The organism is Thermoflexus hugenholtzii (assembly GCF_018771565.1).
Taxonomy (GTDB): Bacteria; Chloroflexota; Anaerolineae; order Thermoflexales; family Thermoflexaceae; genus Thermoflexus; species Thermoflexus hugenholtzii_A.
Genome location: NZ_CP076326.1, coordinates 1,024,236 through 1,042,681, shown reverse-complemented (window position 1 = coordinate 1,042,681; position 18,446 = coordinate 1,024,236). Strand labels below are relative to the sequence as shown.

Below are 18,446 nucleotides of genomic sequence, written 5' to 3'. Positions count from 1 at the left end.
CCGGCCTTTGTGCCGAAAGGGGGTTCCCATGCGTTCGACATCCCGGCCCTGGCGAAGGATCGGGGGGGCTTTCATTCTGTTGTTGCTCCTCCTCGATGCCTGTCGCCCGGCTCCCACTCCCACGCCCACCCCGGTGATCTCGCGGTTGCCGCCGGTTCTGGTCGCCCGCACGCCGGAGCCCGGGCAGGAAGCAACCCCGGAGATGCCCCTGCGGCTGGTGTTCAGCGAGCCGATGGATCGCGCCTCGGTGGAGGCGAACCTCCGGGTGATCCCTGCCATCGCCGGGCGCTTCGCCTGGGAGGCCGGGGACCGCATCCTCCGGTTCATCCCTCAGGCCCCGTGGAAACCCGACGCCGAATACGAGGTTCGCCTGGAGAACGCCCGGGCCCGGAACGGCCAGGCCCTGGCCCGACCGGTGGCCTTCCGCTTCCGCACCGCTTCCCCCCTTGCCGTGGTTGAGGTCATCCCCTCCCCCGATGCCCGAGATGTGGATCCCCGGGCCTCCGTCACCGTGATCTTCAATCGCCCCATCGTCCCGCTGCGCAGCGACCTCGCCCCCGGCGATCTCCCGCAACCCCTCACCTTCGATCCACCCATCCGGGGGACGGGACGATGGATCAACACCAGCATTTACACCTTCCAGCCGGAGGGAAGCTGGGAGGCCGGGCGGACTTACATCGCGCGGGTGGCCGCCGGGTTAAAGGATCTTTCCGGGGTCACGCTGGAGCGGGATTACACCTGGACGTTCACCATCCGCCGTCCGGCGGTGGTGGATTATGCCCCCCGACCGGGCCGGGCGATGGATCTGGATCTGAACACGCCGATCTCCATCACGTTCAACATGGAGATGGAGCGGTCCTCGACCGAGGCCGCCTTCGCCTTGCGAGAGGGCGCGGAGGACGGGCCAGCGATCCCCGGGCGCTTTGAATGGATCAGCCGGACCCTGGTTTTCCGACCCGCCCAGCCGTTGAAGATGGAGACCCGCTACTTCGTCCGTCTGGAAGCCCGCGCCGCGGCCCCCTCCGGGGCCACCCTCGAAGGCCCGCTGGCGTGGGCCTTCACCACGCCGGCCTACCCTCGGCTGCGGAGCGCCAGCCTGAGCCCGGAAGGGCCGAACCGCCTCCGCACGGATTCCTCTATCGAGCTTCGCTTCAGCTCCGGGCTGATCCGCCCGGAGACCATCTGGCCGAACCTGCGCTTCGACCCGCCCATCTCCGTCACGCGGGTGGTGACCAGCTGGAACCCGGGGAGTGGGGAGTTCACCCTTTACGCGGATTGGAAGCCGGGGACGGCCTACACCCTCACCGTGGGCCCGGGGATCGAGGATCGCTACGGCAACCGGCTGGATCGCCAGCATGTGTTCACGTTCACCGTTGACCATCTGGATCCCCTCGCCTACCTGAACATCGGCAGCCCCTATACCCCCATCGCCCTGGTGGGGACCTACACCGGGACCACGGCGTTCCTCTCCACCCGCAACCTGGATCGCGTGGACCTCACCCTCGCCCGCCTGAGCCTCGCTTCGTTCATCACCATGACCCAGAACCCGGAGGCGGTCTCCCGCTACATCGCCCCGCCTTCCCAGGTGTTCGCCCGATGGACCTTCACGGTCCCCGAGGTGATCACGGACGTCATCATGCTGAATCGCATCCCTCTGGCCGGGCCGGGCCGGCCCACGCTCCCGACCGGGTTGTATCACCTGCGCCTCGACGCTCCGGTTTCCCTGCAGGATCGACCCGCTCGCTATCTGATCGCGGCGACCGATCTCCACGTGGCGATCAAGGTGGCGCCCCAGGAGGCCCTGGTCTGGGTCACCGACCTGGCCTCCGGGCGTCCCGTCCCGGGCGTCCCGGTCCAGCTCTTCGAGGTCGTCGAAGAACGTCTGGAGGCCCGCGGGTCCGGGACCACGGACGCGGACGGGATCGTGCGCTTCACGTGGGCGGAGCCGACGCCCCTCTGGCGGATGCGGGTGGCCGTGGCCGGGACCCCCGGCGGTCGCTTCGGGATCGGGGCCAGCACGTGGTCGGACGGGATCGAGCCGTGGAGCTTCGACATCCCCGCGGATTACGAACCCATGCGATTCCGGGTCTACTGGCAGACCGATAAGCCCATCTACCGGCCGGGCCAGACCGTCCGCTTCAAGGCCATCGTCCGAGTCGATGACGACGCCCGCTACACCTTGCCGACCACTCCAACCCTGCCGATCCGGATCCAGGATCCGGAGGGCCGGGAGGTTTATTCCGCCACCCTCCCGCTGAGCGATTACGGCACCGCAGAGGGCGCCTTCGCCCTGGCGGAGGAAGCTCCATTGGGTTCCTACACCCTCATGGCGGATCTGCCCCCGGGCCCCTACGCCCACACCCTCTCTTTCCTGGTGGCCGCCTATCGACGGCCGGAGTTCCAGGTCACCCTGACCCCCGATCGCCCCGCCTACGTGGCCGGCGAGACCATCCAGGCCCTGGTCCAGGCCACTTATTACTTCGGGGGACCAGTCGCCGAAGCGAAGGTCGAGTGGATCGCGCGCATGCGCCCCTACTTTTTTGGATACACAGGGCCGGGTTACTTCTCCTGGTCCGACGTCGATCCTTACAGCGCTTATGAAGGGGAAGGCGAGGAGGTGGTCGCCAGCGGCAGCGGAACCACCGACGCCCAGGGACGGTTCCTGATCCGGTTGCCGGCGGACCTGGGCAAGCGCGCCGGAAGCCAGGTGGTGATCCTGGAGGCGAGCGTCACCGACCTCAACGACAACGTGGTGGCCGGGCGGACGGAGGCGGTGGTTCACGCGGGGCGCTTTTACATCGGACTGCAGGCGGAGCGCTACGTCGGGGAGGCCGGCCAACCCCTCACGCTCACGGTGCGGACGGTGGATTGGGAGAGCCGACCGGTCGCGGGGATCCCCCTCACCTGGACCGCCTATCGTCGGGAGTGGTTCAGCGTGATGCAGGAAACCGAGCGCGGCCCCATGTGGACGTGGACCTACAGCGACACGGCCATCGTCAGCGGCACCCTGCGGACGGATGCGGAAGGAAGCGGGCGCTTCGCCTTCACGCCTCCCGATCCCGGCACCTACGTGGTGAAGGCCGAGGGGATCGATGGGGAGGGTCATCGAATCCGAAGCGCGGAGTTCGTGTGGGTGAGCGGGCGAGGGACCGTGGCCTGGCGCCAGGAGAACAACGACCGCCTGGAGCTGATCGCGGACCGCCGGGAGTATGCCCCCGGGGACACGGCCACCATCCTGATCCCCTCCCCGTTCAGCGGGACGGTCACCGCCCTCATCACCCTGGAGCGCGGGCGGATCCGGCGTTACGAGGTCCGCACCCTGGAGGGGAACGCCCCGACCCTGTCCATCCCCCTCACAGAGGATGAAGCCCCCAACGTCTTCGTCTCCGTCCTGCTCGTTCAGGGGGTGACCCCGGCGAACCCGGCGCCATCCTTCAAAATGGGGATGGTGAACCTCCCGGTGAAGCCGGTCCGGCAGCAGCTTCGCATTGAGCTGATCCCCGACCGCGACGTCGAGGCCGGCGCCCACTACGGGCCGCGGGAGACCATGACGGTAACCGTGCGCACTACCGACGCGGACGGCCGGCCGGTCCCGGCGGAGGTCGCGGTGGCCGTGGTGGACGCCTCGGTGCTGGCCCTGGTGGATCCCAACGCCCCGCCCATCCTGGAGGGCTTCTATGCGCGGCGGCCGCTCTCCGTGCTCACCGGCGTGGCGATGGTCTACAACCTGAACCGGGTGACCGTGCGGATCGCTCGGGAGCGGAAGGGAGGCGGCGGCGGATCGGTGGAGGCCTTCGGGGAGATCCGCCGGGAGTTCCCGGACACCGCCTACTGGAACGCCCGTCTGCGGACCGACGCCAGCGGGACGGCGACCTTCTCCGTGCGGCTGCCGGACAACCTCACCACGTGGCGCATCCTCGCCAAAGGCGTCACCGCGGACACCCGGGTGGGCGAGGCGACCCGGGATGTGCTCAGCACCAAAGACCTCCTGATCCGACCCAGCGTGCCCCGCTTCTTCGTCGCCGGGGATCGGGTCACCCTGGGCGCCGCGGTGCATAACGCCACCACCCGGACCCTGTCCGTCGCCGTCCGGCTGGAGGCCCGGGGCCTGGCCCTGGAGAGCCCGGCCGCCCAGGAGGGGACCATCCCGGCCGGCGGCGCGGCCCGCTTCGAGTGGACCGGCGTCGTGCAGCCGGTGGAGGCCGTGGATCTGACGTTCTTCGCGGAGGGAGGCGGTTTTCGGGACGCGACCAAACCCACCCTCGCGCGGCCGGACGGCACCATCCCGGTGTTGCGTTACGTGAGCCTGGAGACGGTGGCCAGCGCCGGGATGCTGGAGACGGCGGAGCCCCGTCTGGAGATCATCGCCATCCCGCCGGAGCCCGAGGTCGTCGGCGGGAGGATGATCCTTCGTCTGTCGCCCTCCCTCGCCGCGGCGACCCTTGACAGCCTCACGTGGCTTCAGCACTTCGAATACGAATGCACCGAACAGACCATCAGCCGTTTCCTGCCGAACATCGCCACCTATCAAGCTCTCATCCGCCTGAACCGGATGCGGCCGGAGCTGGAGGAGCCGCTCCGGCAACAGATCGCCATCGGCCTGCAGCGCCTCTACGCCGGCCAGCACGCCGATGGCGGGTGGGGCTGGTTCACCTCGATGGAAAGCGATCCGCTGACCACGGCCTACGCGGTCTTCGCCCTGGCCCAGGCCCGGGCGGCGGGGTTCGCCGTCTCCGACGAGGTGATCGCCCGTGGCGTCTCCTTCCTGCGCCGATCGCTGGAGGCGCCGGCGGATCTGCCGGAGTGGAAGGCGAACCGGCAGGCCTTCATGCTCTTCGCAATGGCGGAGGCCGGTGCGGGCGATGCCGGACGGATCGTCGCCCTGTGGGAGGCGCAGAAGGATCGCCTGGCCCTCTACGCCCGCGCCTTCCTGGCCATGGCCCTCGCCCGGGTCCAGCCGGACCATCCGCTCATCCCCACCCTGCAGAGCGCGGTGCTGGAACGCGCCGAGGTCACTGCCACAGGGGCCTTCTGGCAGGAGCAAAAGATGGACGACTTCAACTGGAACACCGACACCCGCACCACCGCCATCGCCCTGCTGAGCCTCCTGCGTCTGGATCCGGACCATCCCCTCGCCTTCCAGGCGGTGCGCGGGTTGATGGCCGCGCGGCGGGCGGACCGCTGGGAGACCACTCAGGAGACCGCCTGGGCGCTCATGGCCCTCACGGAATGGATGGTCCAGACCGGCGAGCTGGAGGGGAACTACACGTGGACGGTCCGCTTGAACGATGCGTTCCTGGGCTCCGGAACGGTGGACCCGGCGCACATCCAGGAGACCGTCACCCTGCAACAAGACATCGCCGGTCTGCTGCGGGAGGTCGGCAACGCTCTGGAGCTTTCCCGGAGCGCCGGCCCGGGTGTGCTTTACTACACCGTCCATCTGGCTCTGGAGGAGCCGGTGGAGCGGATCGCGCCGCGCTCCCGGGGCCTGACGGTCCTCCGGCAGTATGTGCGGGCGGACGATCCATGCCTGCGGGATCGGCGCCAGCCGTGCACGCCGGTGACCTCGGCGCGGGTGGGAGATCTGCTTACCGTGCGGCTGACCCTGATCGCGCCCCGGGCGGTGCACCATCTCGTGCTGGAGGATCCGTATCCGGCCGGCGCGGAGGCCATCGATCCCTCCCTGAAGACCTCCCCGACGGTGGGGCGTCCGCCGGAGCTCCAGCGGGTGGATCCCTCGGATCCCTTCGGGGGCTACGGGAGGTGGGGCTGGTGGTGGTTCGGCCATGCGGCCCTTTACGATGATCGAGCCGCCCTGTTCGCCGATTACCTGCCGCCGGGAACCTATGAATACACGTATCTCATCCGGGCCGGGTGGGCCGGCCGGTTCCAGGTGCGGCCCGCGCGCGCCTACGCATTCTACTTCCCCGAGATCTACGGCCAGAGCGAAGGAACGATCTTCGAGATCACTCGATGATCCCCACGCCGGGTGGAGAGAGGACAGGATCTCCGAGGACCTGTCCCCTCTCCACCCATCCGCCACCGGAGAGATCCGCGCCTGGACTATTCTGCCCATTTTTGTTAGAATATAGTTAGTTTGATTTTGGTTTGGACATCGTCTCCGGGAGGGGAAAGGATGTCCCGTCGGGTGGCCGGGCTGGCGGTTCTGTTCCTGTTTCTAAGTGGGGGTCTCGCTCCCCATATCCCGGTCGCGAGCGTCCGGGAGAGGAGGCAGCCCCTGGAGGGCGGTTCGCTCTCCCCGTCCGTCAGCCCCACCTTCTCGGTCTACCTTCCGCTGGTGCTGCGGGGGGTCGGGGCTGTCCCGGCCCGCCAGGTCAACGCGCCCCGGCTCGCCGATCCCCTGGGCGCGGACTTCTCCCGCATGGCCATCTTCTGGTTCGGGAGGGTCACGCCCATCGCGAACTACGCGGATGTCCGCGTGGCCTACACGACCTCCGAGCTGGTGGTCTACGTGGCGATCTTCGATCGGCGGCTCTGGTCGAACCCCAACCCCAGCCCCTCCACCCTGACCTCGTGGGATGCGGTCACCCTGTTCCTCCATCTGGAGGGCAACAGCGGGAACGCGCCGACCCCTTCTTCGTATCGCTTCATCGGCGGGCTGAGCAACGGGGATCGCTCCGGCCGGTATCAGACGGCGGAGCAGGGCACCGGCACCGGATGGGCGGCTCAGGCTATTTCGTTCACCGCCCTCGCTGGCTGGCGGGGGGAGCGCCTGAACGATGACGGAGACGACCGGGGCTGGGCGATAACCTTCCGGATCCCCTTCGCCAGCCTGGGGCGATCCGGCCCGCCGCCGGAGGGGACAGTCTGGGGGCTTGCCGTGATGGTTCACGACCGCGATGACGCCGCCGGCACGCCGATCCCGATCACCGTCTGGCCGGAATCCATGAACCCCAATGTGCCCGCCACGTGGGGGCGACTCCGTTTCGGGATGCCCGCTCACACGCTGCCTCCCGCCCAACCCGGGGGGACTGTGACCATCCGCCACGGCCTGAACGGCGCAGTGGTTCGAGATGCCGGCATCGGGGGATACACGAACTGTGGAGATGGGCTGGATTACTGGACGCAATGGGGCGAGACCCCGGATCCGGGACGACCGGATTTCAACATCCAGAACCAGGTGGACATCGCGGACTGGCCGTGCTTCTCAAAGTATTACGTGATCTTCCCGCTGAACGCCATCCCTCCGGGCAAGGTGATCCTCTCCGCCACCCTCACGCTCTACCAGATGGGGCACGCGGGATCGAACCCATCCCCCTCCTGGATCCAGGTGCTGACCGTGCGGGAGGACTGGGAGGAACGGACGCTGACCTGGAACCAGGCGCCGCTGGCCTGGGAGAACATCGGGGGAACACGAGTGGATCCGGTGCGAAGCTGGCCCGGCTGGCCCGGCATTCCTTACACCTGGGATGTGACCCGGGCGGTGGCGGAGGCCTACGCGGCCGGCCAGCCCCTGCGCCTGGCCCTTTATTCCGCCGACGGGGATTACGATTCCGGAAAATACTTCGTCTCCTCCGACACGGAGGACTGGAACGCAAAAGGCCGCCCGACCCTCACAGTGCAGTGGGGAGATCCGGCTCCCTGAAGACAGGCCCCCTGTAGAGGCAAAAACTTTTCGTCCTACGCCAGGCGGAGGCCTTCCCGGGCCACGGCCCCGGCGATCCCCCGCCCGGTCCGGCGTCCCTCCTCCACCTCACGGGTCGATTTCACGAACACCTCCGCCGGCACCGGCGCCTCGGCGAAGATCGCGATGGCCTGCTCCCGGACGGCCTCCCGGAGAGCGGGATCTTCCTCGGCGATCTCCACCACGATGTCCGCGTCGCTGCGCGGCGTAGCGGTCCCCGTGGCGAAGGAGCCGAACAGGTAGATGGCGACGACCGCGGGGCACTCCGCCCGCAGCCGCTCAGCGCAGCGGCGCAGCGCCTCCAGAACCGCCTCCCGCCGCACGAACCTGCTGCTCGCAAAATACGTAAATCCGTCGCGCATCCTCGAGCGCCTGCTGGGCCTCGCCGAAGGTGTAGTAATCGACCGGGGCGCCTGTGTCAAAACCGTTAGGATAGCGAGTTGGGATGTAGTGTTTATCCAGACGCTGGGCCGCGCGGAGGAGAGCGTCAGGGATCTGGACCTGCTGATTCAGATCGCGAAGCAGGCGTGTAATGGAGTGTCCCCATCCTTCCCCTCCCATAGCCAGAAACACGGCCTTGACCGCTTTCTCCGCCGCCTGATGTGCGGCAAAGCACGCCCAATCATAGTCCCCATCCTCCAGGGCATGCTCCGCATGCCTGAGGTCGTGAGCCGCTTGCGTCAGCCAGTCCCAGGATCGATTCCCCATCGCATCCTTGCCCTCCGGATGACTGGGCACCGCTTGTCCTTCATTAGTTATGATAATCCAGATTCGTGCATCCTCCCTGCGCGCCGACTTCGCCTTCTGCTCCTTTTTCAGAGGACAGCCAAGGCTGAACCGGAAGCAGAAGAGCCCCCCAAGAGATTCCAACCGATTGGTTAAATCCTCCTGCCCTTATCGGTGCGTATCCCCTCCACGTTTTCCTAACTTTTCGTTTATCCCAGCCCAACTCCCCCCTTTTATTCTCAGTGTTGCACGATCCTGTCTTCGGGAGCCTGCGTGGATGCTGCTCATCGCTCGTGCGCCGGTTCGGATCAGCTTTGCGGGAGGGGGAACGGATCTCCCCGCTTATTTCATGCGGTATGGGGGGCAGGTCCTGAGCGTCACCCTCAACCGCTATGTCTACACCATCCTCTCCCCGGCGCCCCGGGCGGCCCATCTGATCTCGGCCAACTACAGCCTGTTCCACCAGTATGCCCCGGACCGGGATGCCATGTGGGATGGCAATCTCTCCCTCCCGCGGGCGATCCTGGAGGCCTTCGGGAGCCCCGGGGGGATCGATCTGTTCATCGCCGCTCAGGTTCCTCCGGGCACCGGCCTCGGCTCCTCGGGCAGCCTGGCGGTCTCGATGATCGCCGCCCTGGCAACGTGGAGCGGCTGGTCCCTCTCCCGGGCGGAGATCGCGGAGCTGGCCTGTCAGATCGAGATCGAGCGGCTGGGGATGCCGGTGGGGAAGCAAGACCAGTATGCGGCGGCCTTCGGAGGCCTGAACCGGATTCGGTTCGATCCCCATGGGGTCACTGTGGAGCGCGTCCACCTGGCTCCGGAGATCCGCCAGGCCCTGGAGCGACGGCTGCGGCTTTTCTACACCGGCCAGGCCCGTCCGTCCTCCCGCATCCTGAAAGCCCAGCAACAGGCCACGGCGGAGGAGGATCCGCAGGTGTTGCGGCGGCTTCATCTGCTGAAGGTCCTGGTGGAGGATATGGAGGAATGCCTCACGATGGGGAACCTGGACGGTTTCGGCCGCCTGCTCCACGAGGCATGGATCCTCAAGCGCGGGCTGGCCTCCCCCATCTCCAACGACTTCATCGACCGCTGTTATGCCGCCGCGCGGGAGGCCGGGGCCCTGGGGGGCAAGATCACCGGGGCGGGCGGAGGGGGCTTCCTCCTGCTGTATTGCCCGGAGAACGCCATCGAGCGGGTGACAGAGACGATGACCCAGATGGGCCTGAAACCGATGGACGTAGCCTTCGATGACGAAGGCGTCCAGGTCTTCCGGGTGGAGTGAGGCCATGTGGGGGGAGTGGGTTGAGGAGTATTTCAACGGCATCCATCGGGCGCTGGAAGCGCTGCCCCGGGAGGTCCTGCTCCAGATCATCGCGCAGATCGAGGCGACGGCGCGGGACGGGGGGATGATCTTCCTCTGCGGGAACGGCGGCAGCGCGGCCACGGCCTCTCATTTCGCCTGTGACCTGGCCAAAGGCACCCGTCGGCCCGGCGCGCCCATGGTCCGGGTGATCGCCCTGACCGACAACGTCCCGTTGCTTACCGCGTGGGCGAACGACACGGAATATCGTCGGGTGTTTGCAGAGCAACTGCGCCCCCTGATCCGCCCGGGGGATCTGCTGATCGCCATCAGCGGGAGCGGCAACTCCCCGAACGTCCTGGAGGCGGTGCTCGTGGCCCGGGAGGCAGGGGCCTTCACCATCGGCCTGACCGGGTTCGAGGGCGGGCGGCTGCGGGATCTGGTCGACCTGTGCCTGATCGTCCCCAGCGCGTGCATGGAGCAGATCGAGGACCTCCATCTCATCCTGCAACACACCATCACCACCGTCCTGCGCCGGACGTGGGAGAGCACGGCGGTGGCAGTGCCGATCCTGAACCAGGAGCCATTGCCGGATGCGCGCCATCTTTCTGGATCGTGACGGGGTGATCTGCGAGAACCGGCCGGACCACGTCAAATCGTGGTCCGAGTTTCAGTTCCTGCCTGGGGCGCTGGGGGCCCTGCGCCGCCTGGCCCAGGCCCCCCTGGCCATCGTGGTGGTCACGAACCAGGCCATCATCCGCCGCGGCATCGTCCCCGCTTCGGTGGTGGAGGAGATCCACGAACGGATGGCCTGGCACGTGCGCCGGGCCGGAGGGCGGCTGGACGCGATCTATTACTGCCCGCATCGGCCGGACGAGGGATGTTCTTGCCGGAAGCCGCAGCCGGGCCTGCTGCTCCGAGCCGCCCGGGATCTGGGGCTGGAGCTGGGCCGCTCGTATCTGATCGGCGACGCCCTCACGGACATCGAAGCCGCCCGGGCGGCCGGGTGCCAGCCCCTCCTGGTGCGCACCGGACGGGGCGCCATCCAGGCCGAACAGGTCCTCCGGCGTTATCCGGAGGTTCCCATCTTCGAGGATCTGGCGGAGGCCGCGGCCTGGATCCTGAGCCGGGAAACCCAGTGGATTCTGACCCCCTCATCGCGAGGCGTGTATGCGCCGCTGGCCCTCCCGCTGGGTTGAAGCCCTGGATCTTTACATCCGCGCTCAGTCCACCGGATGGGGCGCTTATTTTCTGGAGCAGTCCCTGATGGCTGTGCTCCGGGATCTCCCCGGGCTGTTGGGGATCGCCCTGAGAGGCCTGGCCTATCGTCTGATCCTGAACGCTCGGGGTTTCCCCTACATCGCCCGAGGCGTGCGCCTGGCCCAGCCCCGGCGGATCACCCTGGGGCGCGGGGTCTATCTGGATGAAGGCGTTTACCTCCACGCCTGCCCGAAGGGCATCGTCATCGGCGAGGGGACGGTGATCATGCACGGCTCGGTGCTCCACGTCTACAACTTCCGGGGCCTGCCGGGCTCCGGCATCACTATCGGGCGACGTTGCTTCATTGGCGAATACAACGTCATCCGGGGGCAGGGGGGCGTGACCATCGGGGATTTCGTCTACACCGGCCCGATGGTCCAGATCCTGGCGGTCAACCACGTGTTCGCGGATCCAGATCGGCTGATCGCGGAGCAGGGCATCACCGCCCGCGGCATCGTCATCGAGGATGACGTCTGGCTGGGCGGCGGGGCGGTGGTCCTGGACGGAGTGCGCATCGGGCGGGGCGCCGTGGTGGGCGCGGGAGCGGTGGTCACCCAGGACATCCCTCCTTACGCCATCGCGGTAGGCGTCCCGGCGCGGGTGGTGGGCAGCCGGCGGGAGACCCCCCGGCCGGTGGAGGGTCCGATCTTCCACGGCGGTCTCCCGGCCGTTCAATCCATGGTTTTGTCCCGGGAGGGATCTCCATGAGCATGCTATCGATTGTGATCCCCGCCTATAACGAGGAGAGAGCCATCGGCGCTGTGCTGGAGCGGATGCGGGCCGTCGGCCCGGCGCTTCAGGAGGCCGGCTTCACAGACTGGGAAGTGATCGTGGTCGATGATGGCTCGCGGGACCGCACGGCGGAGATCGTGAGCGCTTATCCGGAAGTCCGATTGATCCGCCATCCGGTCAACCGGGGATATGGGGCCGCGCTCAAGACCGGCTTCGCCCATGCCCGGGGGGAATGGCTGGCCTTCCTGGATGCCGACGCCACCTATCCCCCGGAATCCCTCCCGGATCTCTACCGGGCCGCGCGGGCCAGCGGGGCGGACATGGTCGTTGGATCCCGCATGGGCCGCGCGGAGTCGGAGATGCCCCTGGTCCGGCGCATCGGCAACTGGGGGTTCGCCTTCCTGCTACGGGTGCTGGGGAGCGCTGCGATCAGCGACAGCGCCAGCGGGATGCGTCTGTTGCGCCGGGAGATCCTGGAACGCTTGTATCCCCTGCCCGATGGCTTGAACTTCACCCCGGCGATGAGCGCCCGGGCCATCTACGAGGGCCTGCGCATGATCGAGGTGCCCATCCCCTATCGGGAGCGCCTGGGGCAATCCAAGCTGCACCCGCTGCAGGATGGGGTGCGTTTCCTCCACGCCATCGTCTGGACGGTGATGACCTACAACCCGGTCCGGGTGTTCGGGATGGCCGGTTTCGGGCTGATCGTCGCCGGCGCCGGGCTGGGGCTCAGCGCCTTTCTCTGGCCCGGCCCTGGGGGCTGGCCCTTCCCCCGACTGTTCGCCGCGGTGGTCCTGGGCGCCCTGGGGGCTCATCTGTTCGCGGTGGGCACGCTGTTCAATTACCTGGTCTCGCTGTTCCACAAGCGGCCCATCCGCCAGGGGCTGTTCGGGCGCCCGCTGTTCCGCCAGCCTCTGGAGCGTCGGTTCCTGCCGCTGGGGCTCCTCAGCGTCGCCGCCGGCCTCATCCTCTACGGGTGGGCGGCCATGGCCGGGCTGACCGCGCCCCCGTTCCCGGCCCCCTGGTTCGTCCCCGCCGTCAGCGCCCTCACCGTGCTGATGGGCGTGGACCTGATTACCGCCTGGATCCTGGTGCGGGCGCTGTCCGAGCTCAGCCAGCGGGAGCTGCGGATCCGCCAGGACTTGGCCGCCGGCGCGGTGGCCTCACCCACGGAGCCCCTCCCTCAACCTCTCTCCATCTCCCACCCAGCGTGATGGGACGCCGAAACAGTGCGGCCACGCGCGAGATCGGCCAGGGAACGAGATCCCGGGAGCCTTGCCGGCTGCGTGTCCGGGGATGGAGAAGCCTCCTGTTGCTGGGATGGCTGCTCCCCCTGGGGATCGTGCATCCGGCTCAGGGGGTGAGCGGCTTCTCCCTTCGTTTCTATGGCAACGGAGACGGGGACATCGATCGGGTGAAGATCCCGGTGGAGGGGCGATCCATCAACCTCGGCGGGGATCTCACCATCGAATGGTGGATGAAAGCCACGCGGACGGAGAACCCCAGCTCGGCGTGCTTGTCGGCAGCGGGGGATCTCTGGATCTTCGGCAACATCCTCTTCGACCGTGATGTCTTCGGGCCGGGCGACTATGGGGATTACGGGATCTCCCTGGCCGGGGGGCGGATCGCCTTCGGGGTGAATCGAGGAGGAGACGGATTCACCCTGTGTGGATCCCTCCTGGTGGCAGATGGAAACTGGCACCACATCGCCGTCACCCGGCGCGGGAGCGACGGGCGGATGCAGATCTTTGTGGACGGGAGGCTGGATGCGACCGGCTGGGGGCCCGCGGGCGACATCCGGTATCGGGACGGTCGGAGCACGAGCTATCCCAACGATCCTTATCTGGTCATCGGGGCGGAGAAGCATGATGTGGATCGCGCCACCTATCCCTCTTATAGCGGATGGATCGACGAGGTGCGGATCTCCCGGATCATCCGGTATGAAGGGGGGTTCACCCCGCCCCGCGCCCCGTTCACACCGGACGGGGACACCGTCGCGCTCTATCATTTCGATGAGGGACCGGAGGGCCCGTGCACAGGCACCGTGACGGATGCCACGGGCATGAACCCGGGGGCATGTCGCTATGGATCCGCCGATCGCCCGGCTGGGCCGGTTTACGTCTCTGACACCCCCTTCGCCATCCCTCCCCCACCGGTGATCCTCTCGGGACCGGCGGTCTTCCCTCTGGCCACGAGCGCTGTGGTGACCTGGACCACGGATGTGGAGGCCACCAGCGAGGTCCGATGGGGGAACGTCTGCGGAGCGTGGAGCCAATCCCTGTCTAATTCGGACCCAAAGCGAACGCATTCCCTGGTTCTGGACGCGTTGAGCCCCGGCGCCTTTTACTGTCTGCAAGTGCGATCGGCGAACGCCGGAGGCAGCAGCGACTGGACCCCCGGGGATGGCCTGGGGTTCACCACCCGGGCCGTTGAGTTTCGAATCCATCTTCCGCTGATCCAGCGCGCATCGGATCGGTAGCGCGGGATCGCCGGAAGGGAGTTGAGGTGATGGATGGGGGCAGCGAGGAAGGGGATCCGGAGGATCGGATGGTGGATCCTGGGGATGGCCATCGGGTTGGCACCCGGGAGGCTGGAGGTCGCGGCGTGGGCCAGCCCGATGACCGCCGGGAGCTGGGAGAGCTGGACGGTGTCCTGGCAGGGGGAAGCCCATGAGGTGCGGATCTACCGTCCGGCGGGGTTCCCGGCCCACGCGCCCTACCCGGTCATTTATCTGCTCTCCGGATGGGCGATGGGCTTGGGGATGTGGGAACGGCCGGACCTGGAGCAAGCTGCCGATGCGGCCCATGTGATGCTGGTGGCGCTGCAAGGGGAGGACGGAGAAGTCCCTTCGTATTACTCGATCTACGCTGGGCTTCCGTGGCCCCGGGGATCGGCGTGGAAAGTTTCGTTTTATGACTGGTTCTTTCAGGGCGTGCTCCCCTGGGTGGAGCACCGATATCCGGTGCGTCGGGATCCGGGGGGGCGGGCGCTGGTGGGGTTCTCCATGGGGGGGAAGGGCGCGTTCTCCCTGGCGGCCCATCGGCCGGACCGGTTCGCGGCGGCGGTCTCCATCGCGGGGGTTCTGGATCTCACGCGCCATGACTCCAGCGCGCTGCGCGCCGTTTACGGTCCGCCCGGAGCCGATCCCCTTCGGGTTGGGGCGGATAACCCCATGGAGCTGGCGGTGAACCTGAAGGGGTTGACCCTTCTTATCCTCCACGGCGGGGCGGACCCGGAGGTCCACCCGGCTCACAGCCGGCGGATGCATGAGGCGCTGGAAGCCCTGGCGTATCCCCACCACTGGGAGGAGCTCCCGGGGCTGGGGCATGAGGTCTCGTCCCTGGAGATCGCGCGCATCTTTGAATATCTGGTGCCGGTCTTTCGGGGAGCCCGGCCTGTTCCCGCTCCATGGTCTTACCGGTTCGCCATGGCCCGGAGCCGCACGGTTTATGGGATGACGATGGCCAGGACCCGAGCGGACGCGTGGTCGGAGGTCCGGGAGGTCACGCCGCAGGGATTCATCGTTCGCACCGAGGATGCGCTGACGGTGATCACGCCGGCCTGGTATCCGGTGGGTTCACGGGTGCGGGTGGAGGTGTTCGATGAGCAGACAGGAGCGCAGCTCGTCCGGCGGGAGGTGAGGCCCATCGGGGGACGTCTGCGGCTGGATCTGCCGGCGGGCCGCTGGCGTGTGGCGCTCCAGCTCATCCGCCCCCGCCCTGACCTCAGGCCTGCGCCTCCCAACCTCCTGGGGGGGATGTCCCGCAAGCCGCTGTGTGCGTGGGAAGATCTCGTCTGCTATTCGGTGAGGGAGCCATGAGCCCCATTCGTCTTCGCAGATCTCGCTGGATCGGGATCGGATGGCTGGGATGCGCTCTGATGCTGGGGATTTTATTGTTCCTGCCTCCCTCCTTCAGAACGCGAGCGCAAAGCGGGGGCGGTATCCGGCTGGCGCTCCTAACGGATCCGGTGGCTCCGAACCCCTTCGGGCCCTATCTGGCTGAGATCCTTCGGGCGGAGGGCTGGGCCGCTTATGATGTGATCTCTCCTTCCTCCCTCTCCCCTACCCTTCTGCAAATGTATCCGGTCCTTCTGGTGGCTGAGATCCCTCTCAACACGACGCAGGCCGGGATCTTACGGGATTACGTGCGGAACGGAGGCCATCTCATCGCTATGCGCCCCTCGCCGGAGTTACGAGCCGCCATGGGCTGGAACACCGGTGGGGCCATCTCGGAGGCTTACATCCGATTTGAGCCAGGGCATCCGCTTGTTCAGGGGCTGGTCACGGAGAGCCTTCAGTTTCATGGGGTGGGAGATCTTTATGTCGCGGATGGGGTGGAAGTGATCGCCTGGTTTTATCGGGATCGAGATACAAACAGCGGGTTCGCGGCCATCGGGCGCGTGACGCGGGGGAACGGATGGGCGGTGTTCTGGGGCTACGATCTGGCCCGCAGCGTCGCGCTGACCCGCCAGGGGAATCCGGACTGGGTGGGGCAGGATCGGGAGCCGGATGGGATCCTTCGCACCACCGATGTGTTCAGCGGATGGATCGATCTGGAGCGTATCGCTATCCCTCAGGCCGATGAACAGATGCGGCTGCTCTCGCGGCTGATCCGGGAGGGCCTGGCCACAGCCGCTCCCATGCCTCAGCTTTGGTATTTCCCGAACGGTGCCCTCAGCCTCCTGATCCTCACCGCGGATGCCCACGGGAACCCTCAGAGCTATTACGAAGGGGAGCTGGCCAGCATTGAGTCCTTCAATGCCCGTGCGACGTTTTTCCTCACTTTAAACTTCGATTCATGTCCGAGCGCGCCCACACCGAGTTCGGTGAACGCATGGCGGGCAGCCGGACACACCGTCGGGATTCATCCTTATGTCGGCACGGATGAATGGGGAAACGACTTCGGAGATTTCCGAACCAGCACGATGCGCACCCGCGAGCGCTTCATGCGTTGTTATGGTCCTCCGCTTTCCCCCTCCATCCGCACCCATCAGATCCGTATGGGGTCCGGCTGGGTAGGAAACGCGCGCGTTCATGCGGAGTTCGGTTTCCTCTTGAACTTAGACTACTACATGCGCGGCCAGGTGACCGCACGCCCGGACGGAACTCAGGCCCATGGGTATCTGACCGGGAGCGGGCTTCCGATGCGCTTCGTGGATCTCAACGGGGAGATCCTGCCGGTCTACCAGCAGCTTACCAACATCGTGGACGAGCAATACATGGCCCAGCCTTTCTATCCGGACTGGAATCGGGATGCAGCTCAGGTCATCGCCATGATGGACGACGGGCTTCGCGCCTACCACTCCGCCTTCGTGGCTAACTTCCATGTGGATTATTACAACTGGGGGGAGATCCGGCCGTGGGCGGAATCGATCATGGCGGCCGCACGATCCCGGGGGATGCCGATTTGGACCGCGGATCAGTGGCTGGATTATGTGCTCAACCGGGATGCCGCGCGAATTCAGGATGTGCAGTGGGATGGGACCTCAGGACGCCTCTCGTTCACCTTTGTCAGCACGCCCACGCTCTCCTTTTCTCATACGCTCTGGCTTCCGCAGCGCTTTGGGACATGGGAGATCCGCGAAGCCCGTGTGGATGGCCAGCTCGTCCCGCTCATGCCTCAAACGCTCCGGGGGATCCCGGGGATCTTCCTCCTTCTAAGCCCTGGCTCTCATGGGCTGGAGGTTTCTTTCGGGGAGCAAACGCCCACACCCACTCCCAGCCCAAGCGCTACCCTGACGTCCACACCCACTTCCAGCCCGACGCCCACTGTGGTTCCAAGCCCCACGCCAACGTTCACGCCCCAGCCGAGCCCGACCCCGAGGGCGACTCCCAGTCCTACACCTACGCCCACCCGCATACCCAGCCCGACTCCAACGGTGACGCCAAGTCCGACACCCAGCCCCACGCCGACGCTCCCGCCGGTGGCCTGGATTCAGGGGAGCGGGGAGTGGAGCCCGGTGTCCCCTGTGGCCGGCGAGCCGGTGACGCTGACCCTCATCCTGACGAACACCGGGCCGGCAGAGGCGCGGGGGTTAAATGTGCGCTCCACGTTTCCGCTCTTCGCCACGGCCCGCACATGTGGCCCCTCTCCATGTCAGATTGAGGCAACCGCGCTGAGCTGGCGGATAGACCGGCTGTCTCCCGGTCAGGCCCAGATCCTGATCAGCGTTCTGGATCTGCAGCCGGAGGCGCTGGGGGAGCTCGCCGTCCCCACAGAGGTTTCTTCAACCGAAACCGTGCTGCAAGGAGAGACCCGCTTCACCCCAACCGCCTCGATCGCTGCACTCGTCGACCTGATCCTGTCCGGCCAGGTAGAGCCGAACCCGGTGATCGCCGGCCAGCCGGTCACCTTCACGATAGCCCTGGAAAACGCAGGGCCCAGCACCGCGCGGGCTGTGCAGCTGGAAGCCTCATGGCCGCTGAGTCTCACCCTGGAGGCATGTGATCCTCCGTGCATGAACGGATTAGATGCACGCTGGGATCTGGAAGCCCTCCCCCCCAATCGGCAGGCCACGTTCTGGATCAGGCTCCGCGTGGACCCAGACTTCACCGGGATCGTCCGCCTCAGCGCCCAGGCCCGCTCGGTTGTAGCTGAGAGCGATCCCCATACGAATTCCCAACAATTTGACCTCCAGGTCCTAACCCGGTTCCGTTACCGTGTGTTCATGCCGGTGATCCTGCATACCGGACCTCCCTAAGGGTGAAGGGACGATCTGTGGCAAGCCAGCCCCTGGATGGCGGGGGAGGAGCATGGCGAATTCCCTCTAAGGGAAAGGAGA

12 protein-coding genes are annotated in these 18,446 nt (G+C 66.9%); 10 read left to right on the top strand and 2 right to left on the bottom strand.

Annotated elements, in window-relative coordinates; translation table 11 throughout:
• Positions 1-28: 28 nt before the first annotated feature.
• Positions 29-5,977 carry an Ig-like domain-containing alpha-2-macroglobulin family protein gene (locus tag KNN16_RS04675; RefSeq protein ID WP_303899359.1) on the top strand — a complete coding sequence of 1,983 codons (5,949 nt, stop codon included), beginning with the start codon at positions 29-31 and terminating at the stop codon, positions 5,975-5,977.
• Between the two features lie 159 nt (positions 5,978-6,136).
• On the top strand, positions 6,137-7,606 hold the full coding sequence (locus KNN16_RS04670) for a DNRLRE domain-containing protein (protein ID WP_303899357.1): 1,470 nt from the start codon (positions 6,137-6,139) through the stop codon (positions 7,604-7,606).
• Between the two features lie 35 nt (positions 7,607-7,641).
• Here the strand turns inward: KNN16_RS04670 and KNN16_RS04665 are convergent, their stop codons facing one another.
• On the bottom strand, positions 7,642-7,968 hold the full coding sequence (locus KNN16_RS04665; protein ID WP_303899354.1) for a nucleotidyltransferase family protein: 327 nt from the start codon (positions 7,966-7,968) through the stop codon (positions 7,642-7,644).
• Positions 7,925-8,353, bottom strand: a complete 429-nt coding sequence (locus tag KNN16_RS04660; protein ID WP_303899351.1) for a HEPN domain-containing protein — start codon at positions 8,351-8,353, stop codon at positions 7,925-7,927. Before KNN16_RS04660 ends, KNN16_RS04665 begins: the two co-directional genes overlap by 44 nt.
• A gap of 295 nt (positions 8,354-8,648) precedes the next feature.
• Between KNN16_RS04660 and KNN16_RS04655 the strand changes: the two genes are divergently transcribed.
• From KNN16_RS04655 to KNN16_RS04620, 8 genes are all read left to right on the top strand, one after another.
• Positions 8,649-9,653 (top strand): hypothetical protein, encoded by a 1,005-nt coding sequence (locus KNN16_RS04655; RefSeq protein WP_303899348.1) that lies wholly within the window; start codon positions 8,649-8,651, stop codon positions 9,651-9,653.
• A 4-nt stretch (positions 9,654-9,657) separates the two neighbouring features.
• Entirely contained in the window at positions 9,658-10,290 is a 633-nt protein-coding gene (locus KNN16_RS04650) for an SIS domain-containing protein (RefSeq protein ID WP_303899345.1), read from the top strand.
• On the top strand, positions 10,265-10,870 hold the full coding sequence (gene gmhB, locus KNN16_RS04645; RefSeq protein WP_303899343.1) for a D-glycero-beta-D-manno-heptose 1,7-bisphosphate 7-phosphatase: 606 nt from the start codon (positions 10,265-10,267) through the stop codon (positions 10,868-10,870). The genes KNN16_RS04650 and gmhB overlap by 26 nt, the downstream gene beginning before the upstream one ends.
• Positions 10,842-11,639: a DapH/DapD/GlmU-related protein gene (locus KNN16_RS04640; RefSeq protein ID WP_303899340.1), complete on the top strand. Its 798-nt coding sequence runs from the start codon at positions 10,842-10,844 to the stop codon at positions 11,637-11,639. The genes gmhB and KNN16_RS04640 overlap by 29 nt, the downstream gene beginning before the upstream one ends.
• On the top strand, positions 11,636-12,877 hold the full coding sequence (locus KNN16_RS04635; protein WP_303899337.1) for a glycosyltransferase family 2 protein: 1,242 nt from the start codon (positions 11,636-11,638) through the stop codon (positions 12,875-12,877). The genes KNN16_RS04640 and KNN16_RS04635 overlap by 4 nt, the downstream gene beginning before the upstream one ends.
• Positions 12,878-12,975: 98 nt before the next feature.
• On the top strand, positions 12,976-14,142 hold the full coding sequence (locus KNN16_RS04630) for a LamG-like jellyroll fold domain-containing protein (protein ID WP_303899334.1): 1,167 nt from the start codon (positions 12,976-12,978) through the stop codon (positions 14,140-14,142).
• A 33-nt stretch (positions 14,143-14,175) separates the two neighbouring features.
• Entirely contained in the window at positions 14,176-15,483 is a 1,308-nt protein-coding gene (locus tag KNN16_RS04625) for an alpha/beta hydrolase family protein (protein ID WP_303899332.1), read from the top strand.
• Positions 15,480-18,365 carry a hypothetical protein gene (locus KNN16_RS04620; RefSeq protein ID WP_303899329.1) on the top strand — a complete coding sequence of 962 codons (2,886 nt, stop codon included), beginning with the start codon at positions 15,480-15,482 and terminating at the stop codon, positions 18,363-18,365. Before KNN16_RS04625 ends, KNN16_RS04620 begins: the two co-directional genes overlap by 4 nt.
• The last annotated feature ends 81 nt before the right edge of the window (positions 18,366-18,446 follow it).